A 19,676-nucleotide genomic window follows, 5' to 3' on the forward strand; every position below is an offset into this window, starting at 1 on the left:
TTCATTTCCATAGCTGTATAACTCCTTTGTATTAGTTTTGTTCACTTATCATTTTTTCTAGCTTTTTTGAAAATAAAAAAGAGCCATGTAGATAAAAAATACCTACATGGCTCTTTGCCTGACGTAGGTACAACGGGAATAACCCTTGTACCTACGCGTAATTTTTCCGCTAGGTTTCAAGGGTTAAGTGTGATGATGATGTTGTTTTTGTGCAAATGTAACTAAAGTTGTATTTGTAAGCATAGTTGTTTGCTCCCTTTCTCCTCTGATTTTGAAGTTAGTATACTACATGTTTTTTTAATTGAAAAGAAAAATATAATTTTTTATAAAAATACATATATATGATTAAAGATTTTAATGGGATTTTATTGTCTTGAAGAATAATGTAAGGGAGAATTAATTTCTAAAGTACTATAGCGAGAGTAGAGAATGTGCAAGGGCTATTTAAATGTTGAGTAAGTATGAACAAGCAAATATGGAGATATAAAATTCAATGAGAAATGGAATTGATTCATTAAAATGAAACAAAAACCTATTTTATACCTATCTAGGGTATGGTATTATACTTTTAACAAAAGAAAGGAGGTTATTTATTATTGAATTTTTTAATTGTTGATAAAGGAACCTGTATTACATGTGCAAATGTGGTCCTAATATAGATGATCAAGATAGTGAAAAATCGGGAATGTATTTGAGTGAGGTCCTATGAGTTTTATTCAAAATTGGAAATACCATATTCATCAATGACTTTTAAGACTACCAAAAAGTTTAACTAAGAAAAATATTCCCTCTTCAGTCGAGAATAGGTAATGAATGTTTATAAATTAATATAAAAATTAAGGTTGTGAATCCAAATGAAATCAAATGAAAAAATGGTTAAAATAGCTGTTAATGGTGGTATATCATTCGGTGCAATGTTGAACGGAAAACAATTGCTAGCAATTGCTGAATATTTGAATGATGGTGATGAACTGGAGCTAACCACTTTCCAACAACTTTACATTGAAGTACCTGAAAGTAATGTAGAACAAGTGAAAGAAAGTTTTAGGGAAGTTGGTTTATCTTGTTATCCAGTGGGCAACTTTACCAAAAGTCTAAGAACCTGTAATTTCTGTAAAGGAGAAGAAGAAGAAGGTATGCCGGTTGCAATTGAATTAAATAAACGAATTGCTGGGAAACCAGTACCTTTTACACTCCGTCCTGCCTATACTGGTTGTCCGGTTGGCTGTGGTGAACCTCTTGTAAATGACATTGGAGTAATGAAAATAAGAAATGGATATGATTTATATATTGGTGGTAAAGCAAAAGGAAAGGATGCTCAAATGGGGGTTTTATTTATGGAGCAATTATTACCTAAACAGCTTTATGAGGCAGTTGAAAAGATAATTGATATCTATTCTGAACATGGTAAAAAGAGAGAGCCTTTTTCAAGGTTTATTAATCGATTTGGATTAGAGAATCTTAGAAGTCAAATTGTCGGATGATTGTTTTTAGTCAGACCTTTAAAATTTTTAGGAGGTATTATGCATGCTAAAGGAAATTAATCTAACTGAGCTTGAACAGCAAATTTCAGTAATAAGTAAACCGATATTATTAAAGTTTACTGCAGAATGGTGTCCTGGATGTAGACAATTAGCGCCAGTAGTTGAAAGTGTTTCTGAGCAATTTGGTAATCAAATTGTATTTTTTGACGTTAACGTTGACAAAGAAATCGATTTAGCAAAAAAGTTTGGTGTGATGAGTATACCGACACTGGTATTATTGAAAAACGGAAAAGAAGTTGATCGTGTCACTGCTCCTGCTCCCAATGAAGATGTAATTGTAAGTTTTATCAAAAATAATTATAATGCATAAATAAAAAGAGTTATGAATTGATTTTTGTTTTTTGTAAAAGTCTATTGAATACAATTAAATCAACCAGATTAAAAATTCGAATGAATTTTTATTTGTAAATATGTATCTATGTAAGAAGAGAAGGGAGAGAGCCCCCTTCTCTTCTTACTTTAATTAAGTAGCGTAAGTATTACTCAATTGAATTAATATTATATAAGGATATATTTATTTAAGAGCACATAACAGAAAATCCCTTATTAATTAGGTTACTAAAAGTTAAAGGGGAAATTTTATTCTTTTCTAATATAGAAACTTTGCACAGGTTCTGCAAAGTTGCTTTGTATAATAACTAAGGGGTATATAGATAAGCTGTTAAAATGAAAATTACCATTGTACTTTGTTTATCTACTGTTGGGAGCAGCAGGAGAATAGTAAGAAATATGAACACTACTCAAAATGTGCATGTTTCTCTAACTTATATTAGCTTACAAAGGATGACTTTGTATAAACAGAAAATGATACCTCTATTTAAAATGGCATATACGGGAGTAGGTGAAATGATATAAGAGAGAAGGTAATAACTAAATAAAACGCTTATGAAGTGTTGTTTTAAGGATACAATATTTTTTCAAATCAGTATAAGACTTATTCTTTTTTGATGTTATAAGTAAAATTAAATGGATTTCTAGGATCAACATCAATAGCTATATAACTTGATAGAGATCAACATGTATTTAAACTCTTTTACTTAAAGAAATGTAAAATATATTTACGGGAAGGTGCCTTACACTTATGAAAAAAATCCTAGCTAGTATGGCAGTAGCTTCTGTTGCAGGAGGCACAGTTATTGGTACTGCTCAAGCACAAACATCTATAGCACCAGAAGACACGCAATCCAAGCAAGCTTCTGATGTAGTAACGCATGAAAATCGAGTAACAGTAAATGTAGACGCATTACGTGTCCGAACAGGCCCAAGTACATCTAATACAATTCTAGGACTGGTATCAAAAGAACAATCTGTACCAGTAGTAGATGAAACTGAAGATTGGTATAAAATTAAATATAATAACACGGAAGCCTATGTAAATAAGGAGTATGCAACTCCTAATCATATAAAAGTAAGTACTACAACTTTACGTGTTAGAACAGGTCCAAGTACATCCAACTCTATCTTAGGACTTGTAGGTGAAGGAGAAATATTACAGGTCACTGGGGAAGCTGATGGTTGGTATAAAATTAAATATAATAATAGGGATGCTTATGTTAGTAAAGACTATGTATCAATTAATAAATCATTAGTAAAATCCAAAAAACAAAAGGTGCAAGCAAGTAGAAGTTATACAGTGAACGTATCTTCTCTTAGAGTTAGAACAGGTCCAAGTATGTCTCATCCAGTAGTGAGTGTAATGAACAAAGGTCAGGTTGTGCAAGTGGTAGGAGAAGTCCAAGATTGGTATAGAGTAAAATTGAATGAGGGATTTGCTTATATAAACAAAGATTATGTATCCCGCGGAACAAATAATACCGCTAACCTTCCACAATCGATACAGACAGAATCTGTTCAACAGAACGGTACATACATAGTAGATGCTGCTGTTCTACGTGTTAGAACAGGTCCCGCAAACTATCATCCTGTTATCGGAGGAGTCCTAAAAGGACAAAGTTTACAAGTAGTGGATATAGAAAACGGTTGGTATAAAATTAAGTATAACAACCGTACAGGGTATGTGAGTGGTGAATTTGTAAAATTTTTAAAAGGTTCTTCTACTCAAGAGCAAACTCAAACAAAAGAGAAACTAGAACAAGCACAGCAACCAAATCATGAGCAAGAGAAACAAGAAGTAGCTCAACAATCAACTCGTGAGCAAGAGAAACAAGAAGTAGCTCAACAACCAACTCGTGAGCAAGAGAAACAAGAAGTAGTTCAACAACCAACTCGTGAGCAAGAGAAACAAGAACCTGCTCAAAACTACTATGTTAAGTCTAGTTCTCTAAATGTCAGAAGTGGAGCAGGTATGAATTATGAAGTAATTGGAGTTGTTGAGCCTAATCAAAAAATTCAAGTTGTTGGACAGCAGGCTGGATGGTATAAAATCAATTACAATGGAAAAACAGGATTTGTAGGTATGAACTATCTTTCAAAAACAAAGGTAGCTACCGTGGAGGAACAACCACCTTCAGAGGTAGGTACAACAAATGAAAATACAGCAAGTGGTTTCATTAAGCCAGCTGCTGGAAGTTATACTTCTGGATTTGAAAAACGCGGTGGACAAATGCATTATGGATTAGATATTGCTGCCTCTGGCACGGTATCCGTTTCAGCAGCAGCAGATGGAGTGGTTACACGTTCTTACTATTCGGAAAGTTATGGGAATGTCGTGTTTATTTCTCATAATATGAATGGACAAACATACACAACTGTATATGCTCATTTAAATAGTCGTTCTGTTTCAGCTGGGCAAAGCGTAAAACAAGGACAACAAATTGGGTTTATGGGGAATACCGGTCAATCCGAGGGACAACATTTGCATTTTGAAGTTCATAAAGGTGAGTGGAATGCTCAAAAGAGTAATGCTGTAAATCCAAAACTATATATTAAGTAAAATGCTTTTTAATTTAAATAACGAAACTAACAGTCACTCATCAAGTTAAAAAAAGGTATTATTTCCAATTTACAAAAGCGCTATTTTTCTGTGGAATTATGGAGAAATAGTGCTTTTGTATGAGTTTTCCAATTCAACATGACCTACAACATCTACTGTTTTCATAGTTATATCGGCATTGCACAAGTTGCTTCGCCTAAAGTAGTGTTTGTTAATATAGGTGCATCGTTTACAATGTCTTTTGTTTTTCACTTCAGTTAATATTATTATTTATTATTGCTAAGGTTTTCAAAAACTAAGAACAAAAGATATATTCGAGAAAATATATCTTTACGATACTAAATAGATTTCAAGAGAATTTTTCCTAATGCTGATTATTACTTTGCTCAATAATGCTTAGACTTTAGAAATAGAAATAGAATTATAAACTGAAAAGGTGTTTTCTGAATGTAAAAACACCTTTGGTTACCACTTTATTTTGCTAAGTTTCCTGTGAAAACTCATCCACTCATTTCTTCACCTATTGAATTCATATATATTACGAATGACCTATTTCATTTTTTCTATTATTATTACAGGTTTATTATAAGGGTATAAATTGTATCAAAAATACGGTGGTATGATCGGAAAACTGGTGTTTCTCGATTGATAACTCGAATTTTATTTATAATATCGAGGACAATCCCGAAATCTTGTTCTAAAGAAGTCTTTATTTGTTTTGCATTTTCTCAAGGTTTATTTTCTGTAAATTCAGAAATACAAAGAACTTTCCTCTTATATATATTTTGTATAGCTGGTGCTATACAAAGTTGATAGATAAAGAGCAAAATGAAAATCAAAAATAGAAAGATAGCTGATGCGTTCTGCTTTATATTGATTGGAAATTCTAATATTTTTGTAGATCAATTATTAATAGTATCAATAATCATTTGAGGAATAGTAGATAGCATATTCAAACTAGATGGAAGGATTGCTATCGTACGAAGTGTGTTCGCTAAAGGGAGCGAATAAGTAAAAGAATTGATAGCTGACAGTAACTTAGTATGTCCTTTCATCATATATTGGAATCTGTGAAGTTGATTGGTTGGTGGTAAAATATTATTCCAATTTATCATACCTAAAGTCGAATTTTTGATATTCAATTTTATTCCTCCTCTTCTAAAAGGCTATCATTTTCTATAGGGAATTTTTCAACTAAATAGAAAAATCAAACTGCAACTTCATTAACATTTTTCTTGCTTTCAGTAGATAATTCCACAATAACTTCTGTACTATATGGCTATCAGTGAGAATATATTTGTCATGTTGAAGGAAGAGAAAAAGTGATTTTATTAAAACGGATGGAGGGATTGATATGTCTAAAACGAAGTGGCATTTAAAAGGTGAGTGGTTCGATGTCTGCAGTTGCAAACTTCCTTGTCCCTGTACATTTGCTCAAGAGCCTACGAACGGGGATTGTCTCTTTACACTGGTATGGCAAGTCCACGAAGGGTATTACAATGACATACGATTAGATGGTTTCGGAGTAGTAGCCCTTGGTGAATTTGCAGGGAATATGTGGATTGGCGATCCCGATGCGACGATGAAGTTGATGTTCTATATTGATGAACGTGCTGATCAAGATCAGCGTAAGGCTCTTGAACAAATTTTCACCGGAAAGGTTGGAGGTTGGGCGGGGGAATTTGGCAGCCTCATTAGCGAACTACGTGGAATTGAGTATGCCCCCATCAAGTTTGATGCTGCAGATGATTTAGCCTATTGGCGAGCAGAAATTCCAAATAAGGTATCCGTTGGTGCTGAAGCTCTTACAGGTCCAACAGCTGATCCAAAGCGTCGAGTTCAACTACACAATCCGCCGGGTTCTGAAACGGGTCCAGGACAAATTGCCACTTGGGGTGTTGTAAAAGAGGATAAAGCCATTGGATTTGATTTCTCTCATGAATATAAAGGAAAATCCAGTAAACATATTCCTTTTGATTGGAAAGTAGGCTCTTGATGAATACCCAAGAAAAACAGCCACTAATTATTCGATTAATTCGATCACGAACGATAGGTAATATTCCTTTGACAGCAATTCTCTTAACGATAACAATTATTGCTTGGATGATTATGCTGGATCACTATAATATGACTAGTAGTAATGGCATGGTTCTAGGTACATTTGGCTGGTATGTGGGTATGTGGGTAACGATGACGGCAGCTATGATGCTGCCATCCGTCACACCCATGGTCATTACCTTTGCTCGCGTGTCAGCAGAGCGTACCCGAAATCTGAAGATTCCACTTGTATCCACATGGGTTTTCCTTATTGGATATCTGATAGCTTGGACTACATATGGCCTAATTGCATATGGTCTTTATTTGATCATTGACTTATTGAATCTTGGTTTCCTTGCATGGAATCAACAAGGGCCTATCGTTGCCGGTCTCACCGTAGCTTTAGGAGGACTCTACCAGCTTACACCACTCAAACAAGCTTGTTTACGACATTGTCGAAATCCTCTTCATTATGTATTAAACGGTTGGCGTAGCGGCCGGCTTGGGGCAATACGTATGGGCGTCGAACATGGATTTCATTGTGTAGGTTGTTGCTGGGGGCTGATGGTTATTTTATTTGCAGTCGGTATTATGAATTTGTTCTGGATGGGGATTATAACTCTGCTTACTTTTCTTGAGAAGATACTCCCCTCAGGTGAATATTTTTCAAAAATAATTGGTATAGGGCTAATAGTATTAGGAATCTGGATAGTGTTTGATCCAAGCAGCGTTCCTTTTTTGGTAGAACCAGATATTTCATCTCATGGTACACATACTTTGAGTGAATAAATGAGGTTACTTTAACAGTATTTTTAGCAGTGTTTTTGGATATAGGTTCAGGCTTAAAGGATAAAGCTAAGATAAATCGAAAAGTAGCTTAATGTCTTCTACAAAATTAATATAAATTATTATTAGGAGTTCTTGTATTTATAAGTAAAAACCAAACCCCAGCCGTTCAAAGCTGAAGGGATGGGGTTTGGTTTTATATTTACTTCTTTTTGCTAGATGAGTTTATACTGACCAATGAAAATCTATTTTAATATTCCGAAGTTTCCCTTCATAGCAATTATATCTTCTACTACAGTGGAGATACGGGAAATATCCAGTTTTCTAGAAGCGTTGTCATGGTCCAATTCCAGTTCTAATACCATAACAACAGATTGCTGCACTATTACAACAATTACATTTTATGTATACGATCAATTCGGTAAAGTATTTTAACTGTTAATTTTTATATCCAGTAAAGAAGAGTATCGTAAATCCCTATAAGAATCATAAAGAGACCCGCTGTAAATTGAATTATTTTTCCAACTCTTCGACTCTTTTTAAGTAAAGAGCCACTTAGGCCAAGATATGCAATAATTAAAAGTAAAAGGATAACTGGGATAGCAGTTCCTGCTGCAAAAAACATTGGAAACCAATATCCATTGTTAGATGATAAAGATAGAGGAATTAGTGTTCCAAAAAATAAAACAAACATGGTAGGGCAGAATGCTAAAGAAAAGATAAATCCCATAAAAAATGAACCAACTTCTTTTTTCCTCTTAAAAGCAAGAATAGGAACATGTAAAGAGAAAGAACTTCTTATTTTTATTATTCTTACTAATATGAGTCCGATAAATATTAGCAACGGACCTATAAATCTACGAAACCATGGAAAGTATGAAGTTAATGATTGTTGTACTTCTTTCCCTAGAAACCATACTAATAATCCAAGGGACGTAAAAGCTACTATTTTCCCTAAAGTAAATAACAAAATATGCTTCCAAGAGATACCTTTCTGTAGAGACTGATTTCCATAGAGAGTCATTGCACTAATGTTTCCTGTCAATTGACATGGTGCAAGAGTACCTACTACACCTAATAAAAACGAAAAAAGAATAGGTATTGATTTAGTGGAGTTAGCGATGTCTATAAAGGGTGACATGAGTTGATAACTCCATTGACTAATTGTTGAAAACAAGTTGTATTCACCTTTCTGAATTATATTTGGGATATATAAGTATCACTCTATTTATTTTTTATATTAATGATTAGTTATATTCTAAATTCCCATTCTTAACGATTTGTTTCCATGTATTTCCGTCATCAGTAGTAAGAAATACATTTGCTTTTATGGTGGCAAAAACTATTTCAGCAGGATTTTGAGGATTTTGAGATATATACATGATTTGATCTTTAGAATCTAAAGCTGGAATGTTTAAATCTGCTCCCTGACTCGTAGCAAGGGGTTGCTTCATCAATTGTTGTTGTTGTTGTTCAGTTATGTAAGAGTAAATAACATCCTCACTTCCCAATGTTAGTGCAGTTGTTTCTTGTGATTTAGAGAACAATTTAAATGTATTACCATTGTCTGTAGATAAGTAGATTCCATTTTTGGTACTCATTGCAACAACACTGGATTTATCAGGATGTACAGCAAATGAGCTAACTGCACTTGAGATGCCATCTAATTTACCCTGCTTCCACGCATTTCCGTTATCTGTACTGTAATAAAATCCATTTTTCAGTTTAGAATTTGGGCGTTCATTATATACATATACAGTTTCGTTATTGTATCCTGCAGCAAGGTTATGGAAATCCGATTCACCATAAAAAGCTAGTTTTTTAAAACTTGCTCCTCCATCATTACTTTTAATTAATCCTAATGGGTTTTTTAAATCCGAACTTGGTTCAGGATGACCACTTGCAAAGAATCCATTTTTTGTAGCTTGAAAGCCCATATAATCATGTTTTTGCTCTTTTGATTCTAACCATTTTCCATTTTGATATATTTTTATTCCACTGTGAGTTGCAATTGAAACTCCGGTTAGGTTTCCAGGGTATCCAATCCCATGTATATGTTCAATTTTTCCTGATGAAATTTCTTTATACAAGTTTTGAGCAATAACATTTGATGTTACATTATTTTCTTTATTTGTATCCCGTCTAGCTTGGGAAACCTCTTCTTTCTTTTGGGATGGTTCTTGTCCATTAGAACAAGCTGTGACTATAAAGATAGATGTAATAGCTAAACTACTGATTAATATTTTTTTCAATGTTGCGTCTCCTTTCTAATATACAATTAATGCTCTAAGTATAATGAAAAATTGTCGAGAAATTATGAAGCTGAGGATAGTGTGAATCCCAAAATACGTTGGGAAAGAAAAATATAATTGCAATAAAAAAGCAGGTATTCGATTGATTTAGAATCGAATACCTGTATATAAATTTTAATAGGAAGGGTACACGGAAAGTAAAGTAAAGATTGCGTGGAGGCAATAGTCAATTTTTAATGCTGTGCCAGCAACTTGATAAATTAAGTATAAAAAACTATTATCAAGAAATTATGGAGAAAATGACGATTTTTATACTCTTTCTAATGATTTATACATTAAAGAGTTTTATGTGTTTACCAGAACATAATAAATCCTTTGCATACTTCTAAAACAGTTTATTATTAATTTAAAGATAACCAGAAAAAATTATTAAGATGTTTAGTTCTAGCAACTTGGAATCTATATAACTATACTTCATTAGATTAAAACGCTTTAACAAAAAAAGGTTGATATATTTTTAATGCATGGTAGCATAATTCTAAATATTACGTAGGGGGTGGCGTATATAAAGTTTAATAAATATTTATTATTTGTATTGTTATTACAAATGTTCTGTATTATTTTATTTTTCAGCACAGCACTAGCTAGATTGCCTGAATTCATCGCGGATATTTTATGGATGGTAGTTACAGTGATTGGATATATATTTGGTTTTGTATCGCTGCTAAAAGAAAGTAAAAAAGAATTGCCTATACTAATAATTCTTCTGTCCTTTGTGATGACTACTTTTTTTGTGTTTGCATTGCTTCTTTCAGGAATGTAATAACTACGTATCGATAATAAAAGGAGTGAAAAAATAAATATTGGTTTAGGTATTACAATCTTATTAGGGATACTTGCATTCATTGTACGAAACAAAAAATGATTCACTTTTTTCAGATTGATTGTGCTAAGTATACTCTTATCTATTTCATTGTTGAAGGGTGTATATGATCCATTTGCAAATAATCATGAAAATCATAACTAAAATAAAAATTTTATAGTTAATAACCTAATAAATTCGAAAAGAATATTTAGAGGATAATTATGAAGACAAAACTCAGGTGTTCAATTTGTAGCGAGCGAGACTTTACTATAAAAAGCTGTTTACTTCAAGATATAGTAAACAGCTTTTTGAGTACAAAATTATTAGTTTTCGTGTTGATTGAATGGCTAATATTTCTAGGAGATTTTAAGCAGTTAATGATTTGAGATTAACTCGCCATTAGCTTGCAAGCTTCTGCGCATCGGAAACAAGCATCGGCACATTCTTTACAATGCTGATGTTCATGTTTTTTACACTCATTTCCACATGCTTCGCAAATTTTAGCGCACAGCTGACAAATTTCTTTCGCGAAAGGGCTATTACTGCTCATTGATTTAGCAGCAAGTGCACAAATATCAGCACATTCTCGATCTAATCGAATACATTCTACCATCATTTTAACGTCTGATTCTTGCAAACATGCACTATAACATGAATTGCAAATTTCCATACATTTTAAACATTCCTCGATACAAGCTTGATACATATTTTGCATTGTTTTTTTCTCCTTCTAATAGTTTATTTATAGTTGTTGAAAATGGATTATCCATGCCTCTATTAAAGTGCGTTTATCTCCAATAATTATGCGGGATTTTTTATTAGTTTATTTATTGGTATTATTTGACAACGAGTAATAATAGCCCAACATTTATTGTGTTGGGCTGTTATTTATATTGCTATTTTTTATGAGATTTCTCATGAAGAGAGAGTAGCTAAATCTTTTGATATAAAAGATAACAAAGGATAGGGTGATATTATGATTATGTCCATTATTCTAATGCATTATTGTTTAGTTCATTATAACGTGTAGTTGCTAAACCTTTTCGTCTACGATAAATCATAAGAAGAAGCGAAATGATGATAAGGGATATTGACATAACTTGAGCCATACGTAAGGAAGATGTAAGCATTAGACTGTCAGTTCGCAGTCCTTCAACGAAAAATCGACCTATAGAATACCAAATTAGATAGCTTAAAAATATTTCACCTCGTTTTAGGCTTCCTTTTCGAAGTATTAACAAAGTAACAAATCCAATTATATTCCAAATGGATTCATATAAGAACGTAGGATGGTAGTAGGAACCATTGATATACATTTGATTAATTATAATATCAGGTAATCGTAAAGACTCTAAAAATGTACGAGAGACTGGACCACCATGAGCTTCCTGATTCATAAAATTACCCCAGCGGCCAATTGCTTGACCTAAAATCAAACTTGGAGCTGCTATGTCGGCTAGCTTCCAAAAAGAAATATTTCGTTTCTTTGTAAACACTATAGTGGTTACAATAGCACCAATGAGTCCACCATGAATTGCAATCCCACCATTCCAAATAGCAAAAATTTCGTTGAGGTGATTTTTATAATAAGCCCATTCGAAAAGTACATAATAAATACGTGCTGACAGAATGGAAATCGGTAATGCGTATAATACTAAGTCTGTAAATGTATTAGAAGGAACTTGTAGTTTTTTGCCTTCACGAGTGGCTAAGATTAATCCGAGTAAAATCCCAATTCCAATAATAATTCCATACCAGTAAACGGTTAAAGGACCAAACTGAATTGCTATGCGATTTAAAGGTTGAATAGATAAAAGATTCATTGTATAGTTTCATCCTTTCTTTATGTTTGCGCTATTTAAAGTTAATTTTTTTATTTTGTCATAAGTAATAGGACCAATAACATTCTCTGCAATTATTCCATTTGAATCAATAATATATGTTGTAGGAATAGTAATAATTTTGTATTGTTTCCTGATTTCTCCCTTAGTATCAAGTAGAATAGGAAACGAAATCTTATATTGTTTAGTAAAATCCTTTACTTGCTTTGTATTAGATTCGTTATCTGTTAAGTTTACTCCAATGATAATAATATTGTTCTTCTTATAATCCGAATAAAATTGTTGCATATCTGGCATCTCAGATTTACAAGGTGGACACCATGTAGTCCAAAAATTGAGTATTACCGTTTTTCCACGTAATGATGATAACTTTACTGATTCTCCAGTCAGTGTTGACAAAGTAAATTCAGGTGCTTGTTGATCTTTTTCTAAACCAACAGAAAATGTAGAAACACTTTTTTTGTCTGTATTGATCGACTGAGGTGCTTGAGCTTTAGGAGTTTCAGATGTAGGGCTTAGGAACTTAAACCCCAATATCAGTACCACTGCAAGGATAGCAACAATTCTGATTTTCAATAAAATACCTCCTTTGTACATGGTTCCTTTACTTTAAAATAAAATTGTGCATTTCTTATGGAGAGGCAAGACAAAAGGAAAATTAAATATAACCTTCATAATTTCTTCATAATTTTGTGATAACATTTGAAAAATGAAAGGTACATTCCAAAGTTTTTTAGACACATTATTTTTGGAACCGCTTTTCTAAAAGGGTATAAGTTACTTCAGCTATTGAAAGACAGAATGTTATTCCTTACAATGAAGGGAAGGGAGATATGAAAAAAAGGTCTCGTATTGCAAAAATTAGATTGGTAGGATTAGTATTTACTTTATCCTTAGGATTAGCTGCATGCAGTAACAATGGGGAGAAAAAAGTGGATCAAAAGGATATGAAGAATATGGATCAAAAAGATATGGATAAAATGGACCATGGGTCTATGAAAAAAGACGAAAAAAAATAACGATCCGAACTTTTTTTAAAATTTATCTAAAAAAGTATTTCTTATAACTTATTCAGCCTATTTAGCCTATCAAAGATGGAATATATTATTTATTATGAATAGGTTTAGTTACATATCACTTGTTCGTATTACTGAGAAAAACACTAGCAAAAGCTCTGCTAGTGTTTTTCTTTGTTTAGATAAGTATGCTGTAAAACAAGTAAAAATGTTTTAAAGCAGAATATCATTTTATTCGTAAAAATATTTAAAAGTGGGGAATGTTAAGAGAGAAAAATGTATAAGTCAAAGTGTTGATATATTTATACATGATTCAAAACGAAGGAGGAATATAAATGAAAAAGATATTTAAATCATTCAATTTAGGAGTAATAGGACTGATATTGCTCTTGTCTTTAGGAGTGGTTGCATGTGGGAAAAGTAATGAAAACAATATGAATCATGAGAATATGAAAGATTTGGATCATGGCTCCATGGATAAAGATGAAAATAATGATATGAAAGATAAAGGAAATATGAAACATAAAGTTATGATTCCAACTGATTTTAATGCTAACGCAACAAATGGACTTTTGGTTACGAATACAAAGAATGTTACGCGCCTTAACACGAGTGATCCAATTCAGTTAGCTATACAGGTCTCTCAAACAATTTGGCCAGCGACGCACAAGGAAAATCAGCCCAGAGCAGTGATTCTTGTACCACTTGGATCATGGCAAATAGATATTGCGAGCGCGGACTTAATTCATCATCCAAATAACGGACCGGTTTTGTACATTGATAAGGATAATGTTCCAACTAGCACGTTAAACGAAATTAAGCGGTTAAACCCAGTCGGAACAAAAGATGGGATACAAGTGATGGTAATGGGAGATGTGAGTAATTCTGTTATTAATTCTCTAAAGGATTATAAGATTAAGCAAGTAAAAGGGACAGATAGTGCGACGTTTGCAAAAGATGTAGATAAATTGTATGCGAATGACACCGATGGATATCCATCAAGTGTTATTATTGGTTCTTCAGATGAAGAAGCGCGTCTATACACGACACCTATTGTAAATTGGATTGCTCATATGCCAGAGCCCTTACTATATGTAACCAAAAATGAAGTTCCTCAAGCTACAATTGAAGCTTTAAAAGAACGTAAAGGAAAAGCAAATATTTACGTGGTAGGACCGGAATCGATTATCTCAGCTGATGTAGAGAAGAAGTTAGGAGAACATGGAACGGTTACTCGGATAAGTGGTAAAGACCCTGTGGAAAATTCTATAGCATTTGCAAAGTTTAGAGACACAAAAACGAAATTTGGTTGGGGGATAACACAACCAGGACATGGAGTATCATTTGTGTCTACAGATTCTCCAGATCTAGCTGTTGTGGGGGCACCTATTTCACATTTAGGAAAACATGCACCAATTATTCTTTTGGATAAAGGAGAACCTACTCAACCGGTTTATGATTTCTTAGCAACTATCAAACCTATGTTTAAAGAATCACCAACTGAAGGCCCATATAATCATGCTTTTTTGTTAGGTACAGAGAAGGAACTTTCTAATAAAACACAAGGTATTTTGGATGAACAATTGGAAATTGTATCAGCAAGTGGAAAAGGTCATGGTGGTCACTAGAATTTTTTATTCAAATCTGTTCAAGAATAAAATAAATGAAATCTATAAAAACACCCCTGATTATATGAAAAGTTTGGGGTGTTTTTATTGACATAAACTGCTAATGTTCATGCATATGTTGCTCATGTTTGGATGAGGATGGAGGAGTAAGTTCTGGGAATGTAATGAATACAGTAAGAACAACTACTACGCTAATTGAAAGTAGTAATAGGAACCTACGGTGAATATAGGAAGAAAAAGTTTCTGACAAGAATTGAATGATACATGAAGTTGTAATGGCTATGGTAAGCAAGAGACTAATCAGGAGTATACTGTGTGCTTGTTGAGCATTCAACATTTCTGTAATCATTGCTCCCATCATACCTGCCATTAATCCAGAAAACATGCCTTCTAAAGCAGAATATAGATGAAAACGTAGGCCGACTAAAAGACCGATAATACTACTAATCAAAATAGCAAGCAAAGTAGAATATAGTAATTCACCTTTAAAGATAATACCTAAATAAAATCCTATACTTAAACCGATACACATACTAAAAGACATAATAAATACCATATACTCCATTAGGGTACCTTTAGATTTAGAAATGTATGTTGTAACAATAACTGATATACAACAAAGCGTTAGGATAGTTAGCGTATAGGTGGACATAATGATACCTCCCTGTCCTTTTATTCATTTCATCATATGTTTAAATGTGGAGTACTTATGCCTATATGTATCTGCAAATTATCTGCATAATCTATGAAAAGTATTTACTTTATTGTGTAAAACAAATATGATAACTTCATTATAAACCGTAATGATAACGATTTATAATGAGATTGAATTCATATATATGATTAGGAAGGAAGAACTTTATGCGAAAGTTAATAAAAGTATGTATTTCTTTATTATTGGTAATTAGTCTTTTTAGTGCATGTGGTGTTAAAAAAGAGAATACGGAAAAAGGGCAACAAAACAGGGTGAAATCCGATAAATTACAAATATATACTACCATTTATCCACTTCAATTTTTAGCAGAGCAGATTGGAAATGGTTATGTAGAGGTAGAAAATATTACTCCTCCAGGAACGGAAGCACATTCGTTCGATCCTACTCAAAAGACAGTGGTGAAAATCGCTCAAAGTGACATGTTTATTTATAGTGGTACGGGAATGGAGGGTTTTGCAGACAAAATTAAACAAACAGTAAAAAATGAGAAGGTTTCAATTGTAAAAGCAGCAGAAGGTATTAAGCTGATTAATGCAAAAAATACTGAAGTACAAGAGGGAAAACAAGAGAAAGAGCTAGATGTAGACCCACATGTTTGGTTGGATCCTATACGAGCCATTAAAATGGCTGAAAATATAAAAGAGGCTCTAATCCAACTGAAACCTGATGCGAAAGACGATTTTGAAAAAAACTTCAATGCATTAAAACTAAAATTAGAAAGTCTAGATCAAGAATTCAGAGATATAGTTACAAAGGCTCCAAAAAAAACCTTTGTTGTCTCCCATTCTGCATACGGATATTGGGAGGATGTATATGGACTGAAACAAATTGGGATTAGTGGACTATCTCCTACTAATGAGCCATCTTCTCAAAAGTTAAAGGAGATTATTGAATTAGCTAAAGAAAATAATATTTCTTATGTATTATTTGAGCCTAATCTTAGTAACAAGGTTGCATCAGTTGTAAAAAGAGAAGTTGGAGCAGATTCGTTAACACTTCATAATTTAGAGAGTTTAACAGCGCATGAGATACAAAATAAAGATGATTATTTAAGTGTTATGAAATCAAACATACTATCACTTCAAAAAGCATTACAATAAGTATGATTGATAAATGAGTATGTAAGAACCTACTGATCATGGTAGGTTCTTTTTTATGGAATGGCTTTTATTAAAAGTAATAGCTCCCCTGAATTTAATAAAGATTATGGAGTGTATAGAGTGAAGTTATTCTGTTGAAAATACATACAGATTAGTTTATTGGCATATACGTTCTAAAAAAAATTTTAAAAATAGGTTTACATACAGTTGCGTTTTATACCCCCTACCCGTATAATGTATTAAAAGAACAATAAATATTATAAATGAGGTGATATTGATGGGGCATTGTGAAGGCAGTGAGATAAATCCTAAAATGGTTCCTCGAACAGAAGAAGAAATTCAAAATGTTATAAAACGTTTAAAACGTATTGAGGGGCAAGTACGTGGTGTCCAAAAAATGGTTGAAGATAATCGTTACTGTGTAGATATTTTAATCCAAATTTCAGCGATTAATGCTGCTTTAAATAAGGTAGGTTTTTCTTTATTAGAACGTCATACAAAACATTGCGTAGCAAAAGCAATTAACAAAGGGGATGGAGATGAATCTATTCAAGAATTAATGAGTGTAATAAGACAATTTTCAAAATAGGAGGGGTATAAAATGGATAAACAAAAGCATGTGACGCTCGGCGTTACAGGAATGACATGTGCAGCATGTGCAACCCGAATTGAAAAAGTGCTAAATAAAATGGATGGGGTAGACGCTAATGTAAACTTGGCTATGGAAAAAGCAAGTATTAAATATGATCCATCACAGCAAGAAATCTCTAATATAAAAAATAAAATTGAAAACCTAGGCTATAACGTAGCAGAGGAAAAAATCACTTTAGATATTGAAGGAATGACATGTGCAGCATGTGCAACTCGAATTGAAAAGGTACTAAATAAAATGGAAGGTGTTTCAAATGCTACTGTTAATTTAGCTACAAACAGCGCGGTTGTTGAATATAATGAAGGTTTAATTTCTACAGAAAATATTTTAGAAAAGATAAAGAAAACAGGATATAAAGGACAAATACGCAGTGAAGATGTAGATCGTTCAGAACGAAAAGAAGAAGTGATTAAGGCAAAAAAACGTCAACTTATCATTTCAATTATTTTATCCTTGCCCTTACTCTATACAATGATTGGACATATGCCATTTGATACAGGGATACCAATGCCACATATTTTAATGAATCCGTGGTTTCAACTTTTATTAGCAACACCTGTTCAATTTTATATTGGTGGACATTTCTATGTAGGTGCTTACCGTGCGCTTCGAAATAAAAGTGCTAATATGGATGTTTTAGTTGCCTTAGGAACATCGGCAGCGTACTTTTATAGCTTATATGAGGCATTGAAAACACTAGGAAACGCAAACTACAGTCCGGATCTTTATTTTGAAACAAGCGCAGTTTTAATTACATTAATACTAGTTGGAAAATATTTTGAGACATTAGCAAAAGGACGTACAACGGAAGCAATTTCTAAATTATTGAGTTTACAAGCCAAAGATGCACTTGTTGTGCGTGATGGTCAAGAAATACGAGTACCACTCGAGGAAGTAGTTATCGGAGATACGATTATTGTAAAACCAGGTGAAAAAATACCAGTAGATGGTATTGTAACCTCAGGGGTATCTTCTGTTGATGAATCTATGATTACTGGAGAATCTATTCCAGTTGATAAAAAAGAGGGAGACGCTGTTATTGGCGCTACTATAAATGCAAATGGAGTTCTAACAATTAAGGCTGAAAAGGTTGGGAAAGATACAGCTTTAGCAGGTATTATTAAAATTGTTGAGGAAGCACAAGGGTCAAAAGCACCTATTCAGAGATTAGCGGACATCATTTCAGGTATTTTTGTTCCTATTGTTGTAGCGATTGCTGTAGTTGCTTTTATTGTATGGTATTTCTTTATCACACCAGGAGATTTACCAAATGCATTAGAAGTTGGGATTGCAATCCTTGTAATTGCTTGTCCGTGTGCGTTAGGTCTGGCTACACCAACTTCTATTATGGTTGGTACAGGAAAGGGAGCAGAGAAAGGAATTCTCTTTAAAGGAGGTGAATTCCTAGAAGGAACGCATAAAATTAATGCTGTATTACTTGATAAAACAGGAACTGTAACAAAAGGGAAACCGGAAGTTACTGATGTCTTAGAATTTGAAGAAGGTATGTTGGATTATGCCATTTCAGCTGAAAGTGCTTCTGAACATCCATTGGCACATGCCATTGTTGAATACGGAAAGCAACAGGGAATTAACTTAAAAGATTTAGCGCAGTTTTCAGCAATCCCAGGCCATGGTATTGAAGCAAACATTGAAGATAAAAAAGTTCTTGTTGGAACACGTAAATTAATGAATGAACAGTCAATTGAGATATCACAGCATGAAGAAGTTATGAAAGACTTAGAGTATCAAGGTAAAACAGCAATGCTTGTCGCGATTGATGGAAAACTTGCTGGAATTATCGCTGTAGCTGATACAGTAAAAGAAAGCTCTAAGGCTGCGATTCAAACATTAAAAGAGATAGGAATCGAAGTATACATGGTAACGGGGGATAATAAACGTACAGCTGACGCAATTGCGAAGCTTGTTGATCTTGACCATGTATATGCAGAGGTATTACCAGAAGATAAGGCTAAAATTGTAGAAGATTTACAAAAACAAGGAAAACGAGTAGCGATGGTGGGAGACGGCATTAATGATGCACCAGCTCTTGCGAAAGCTGATATTGGTATGGCTATTGGAACTGGTGCAGATGTTGCAATTGAGACTGCAGATGTTACTTTAGTTGGTGGTGATTTGTCACACATACCAAAAGCAATTGAATTAAGCCGTAAGACAATGAAAAATATTCGACAAAATTTATTCTGGGCATTATTTTATAATGCAATTGGAATTCCTGTAGCTGCGGCTGGACTATTAGAGCCTTGGGTAGCAGGGGCAGCGATGGCATTTAGCTCAGTATCTGTTGTTACTAACGCGCTTCGTTTGAAACGTGTCAAAATATAAA

16 protein-coding genes are annotated in these 19,676 nt (G+C 33.3%); 10 read left to right on the forward strand and 6 right to left on the reverse strand.

Going from position 1 to position 19,676, the window contains the following annotated elements; translation table 11 throughout:
- Positions 1-854: 854 nt before the first annotated feature.
- From KVT31_RS24360 to KVT31_RS24380, 5 genes are all read left to right on the forward strand, one after another.
- A complete protein-coding gene (locus KVT31_RS24360) occupies positions 855-1,484 on the forward strand; it encodes an NAD(P)/FAD-dependent oxidoreductase (RefSeq protein WP_000839996.1) in 630 nt (209 codons plus the stop codon).
- Positions 1,485-1,527: 43 nt separating this feature from the next.
- Positions 1,528-1,854 (forward strand): thioredoxin family protein, encoded by a 327-nt coding sequence (locus tag KVT31_RS24365; protein WP_000910569.1) that lies wholly within the window; start codon positions 1,528-1,530, stop codon positions 1,852-1,854.
- 771 nt (positions 1,855-2,625) lie between these two features.
- Complete coding sequence (locus tag KVT31_RS24370; protein WP_000721639.1) at positions 2,626-4,437, forward strand: SH3 domain-containing protein; 1,812 nt, start codon at positions 2,626-2,628, stop codon at positions 4,435-4,437.
- Positions 4,438-5,791: 1,354 nt separating this feature from the next.
- On the forward strand, positions 5,792-6,433 hold the full coding sequence (locus KVT31_RS24375; RefSeq protein WP_000047658.1) for a DUF1326 domain-containing protein: 642 nt from the start codon (positions 5,792-5,794) through the stop codon (positions 6,431-6,433).
- Positions 6,433-7,263 carry a DUF2182 domain-containing protein gene (locus KVT31_RS24380; RefSeq protein WP_001095946.1) on the forward strand — a complete coding sequence of 277 codons (831 nt, stop codon included), beginning with the start codon at positions 6,433-6,435 and terminating at the stop codon, positions 7,261-7,263. Before KVT31_RS24375 ends, KVT31_RS24380 begins: the two co-directional genes overlap by 1 nt.
- Positions 7,264-7,705: 442 nt before the next feature.
- On the opposite strand, the gene KVT31_RS24385 is transcribed toward KVT31_RS24380, so the two are convergent.
- The 5 genes from KVT31_RS24385 to KVT31_RS24405 all read right to left on the reverse strand — a co-directional run bounded on the left by KVT31_RS24385 (position 7,706) and on the right by KVT31_RS24405 (position 12,794).
- Entirely contained in the window at positions 7,706-8,437 is a 732-nt protein-coding gene (locus KVT31_RS24385) for an urease accessory protein UreH domain-containing protein (RefSeq protein ID WP_000493107.1), read from the reverse strand.
- 70 nt (positions 8,438-8,507) lie between these two features.
- Positions 8,508-9,512 (reverse strand): F510_1955 family glycosylhydrolase, encoded by a 1,005-nt coding sequence (locus tag KVT31_RS24390; RefSeq protein ID WP_000721963.1) that lies wholly within the window; start codon positions 9,510-9,512, stop codon positions 8,508-8,510.
- Positions 9,513-10,765: 1,253 nt separating this feature from the next.
- Positions 10,766-11,092 (reverse strand): four-helix bundle copper-binding protein, encoded by a 327-nt coding sequence (locus KVT31_RS24395; RefSeq protein WP_001180616.1) that lies wholly within the window; start codon positions 11,090-11,092, stop codon positions 10,766-10,768.
- Positions 11,093-11,366: 274 nt separating this feature from the next.
- Positions 11,367-12,200, reverse strand: a complete 834-nt coding sequence (gene lgt, locus KVT31_RS24400; RefSeq protein ID WP_001050886.1) for a prolipoprotein diacylglyceryl transferase — start codon at positions 12,198-12,200, stop codon at positions 11,367-11,369.
- Between the two features lie 9 nt (positions 12,201-12,209).
- A complete protein-coding gene (locus tag KVT31_RS24405; protein WP_000702218.1) occupies positions 12,210-12,794 on the reverse strand; it encodes a peroxiredoxin family protein in 585 nt (194 codons plus the stop codon).
- A 257-nt stretch (positions 12,795-13,051) separates the two neighbouring features.
- On the opposite strand from KVT31_RS24405, the gene KVT31_RS24410 reads away from it, so the two are divergent.
- Together KVT31_RS24410 and KVT31_RS24415 are read left to right on the forward strand one after the other, a co-directional pair.
- On the forward strand, positions 13,052-13,237 hold the full coding sequence (locus tag KVT31_RS24410; RefSeq protein ID WP_000747418.1) for a hypothetical protein: 186 nt from the start codon (positions 13,052-13,054) through the stop codon (positions 13,235-13,237).
- Between the two features lie 332 nt (positions 13,238-13,569).
- A complete protein-coding gene (locus tag KVT31_RS24415) occupies positions 13,570-14,862 on the forward strand; it encodes a cell wall-binding repeat-containing protein (RefSeq protein WP_000718097.1) in 1,293 nt (430 codons plus the stop codon).
- Between the two features lie 100 nt (positions 14,863-14,962).
- Here the strand turns inward: KVT31_RS24415 and KVT31_RS24420 are convergent, their stop codons facing one another.
- Complete coding sequence (locus KVT31_RS24420; RefSeq protein ID WP_000109258.1) at positions 14,963-15,514, reverse strand: hypothetical protein; 552 nt, start codon at positions 15,512-15,514, stop codon at positions 14,963-14,965.
- Positions 15,515-15,723: 209 nt separating this feature from the next.
- On the opposite strand from KVT31_RS24420, the gene KVT31_RS24425 reads away from it, so the two are divergent.
- From KVT31_RS24425 to KVT31_RS24435, 3 genes are all read left to right on the forward strand, one after another.
- Positions 15,724-16,677 (forward strand): metal ABC transporter substrate-binding protein, encoded by a 954-nt coding sequence (locus KVT31_RS24425; RefSeq protein WP_001228573.1) that lies wholly within the window; start codon positions 15,724-15,726, stop codon positions 16,675-16,677.
- Between the two features lie 277 nt (positions 16,678-16,954).
- Entirely contained in the window at positions 16,955-17,266 is a 312-nt protein-coding gene (locus KVT31_RS24430; protein WP_000509716.1) for a metal-sensing transcriptional repressor, read from the forward strand.
- A 12-nt stretch (positions 17,267-17,278) separates the two neighbouring features.
- Positions 17,279-19,675, forward strand: a complete 2,397-nt coding sequence (locus KVT31_RS24435) for a heavy metal translocating P-type ATPase (RefSeq protein WP_000360777.1) — start codon at positions 17,279-17,281, stop codon at positions 19,673-19,675.
- The last annotated feature ends 1 nt before the right edge of the window (position 19,676 follow it).

Source organism: Bacillus sp. GbtcB14 (assembly GCF_019091205.1).
Classification (GTDB): Bacteria; Bacillota; Bacilli; order Bacillales; family Bacillaceae_G; genus Bacillus_A; species Bacillus_A cereus_AG.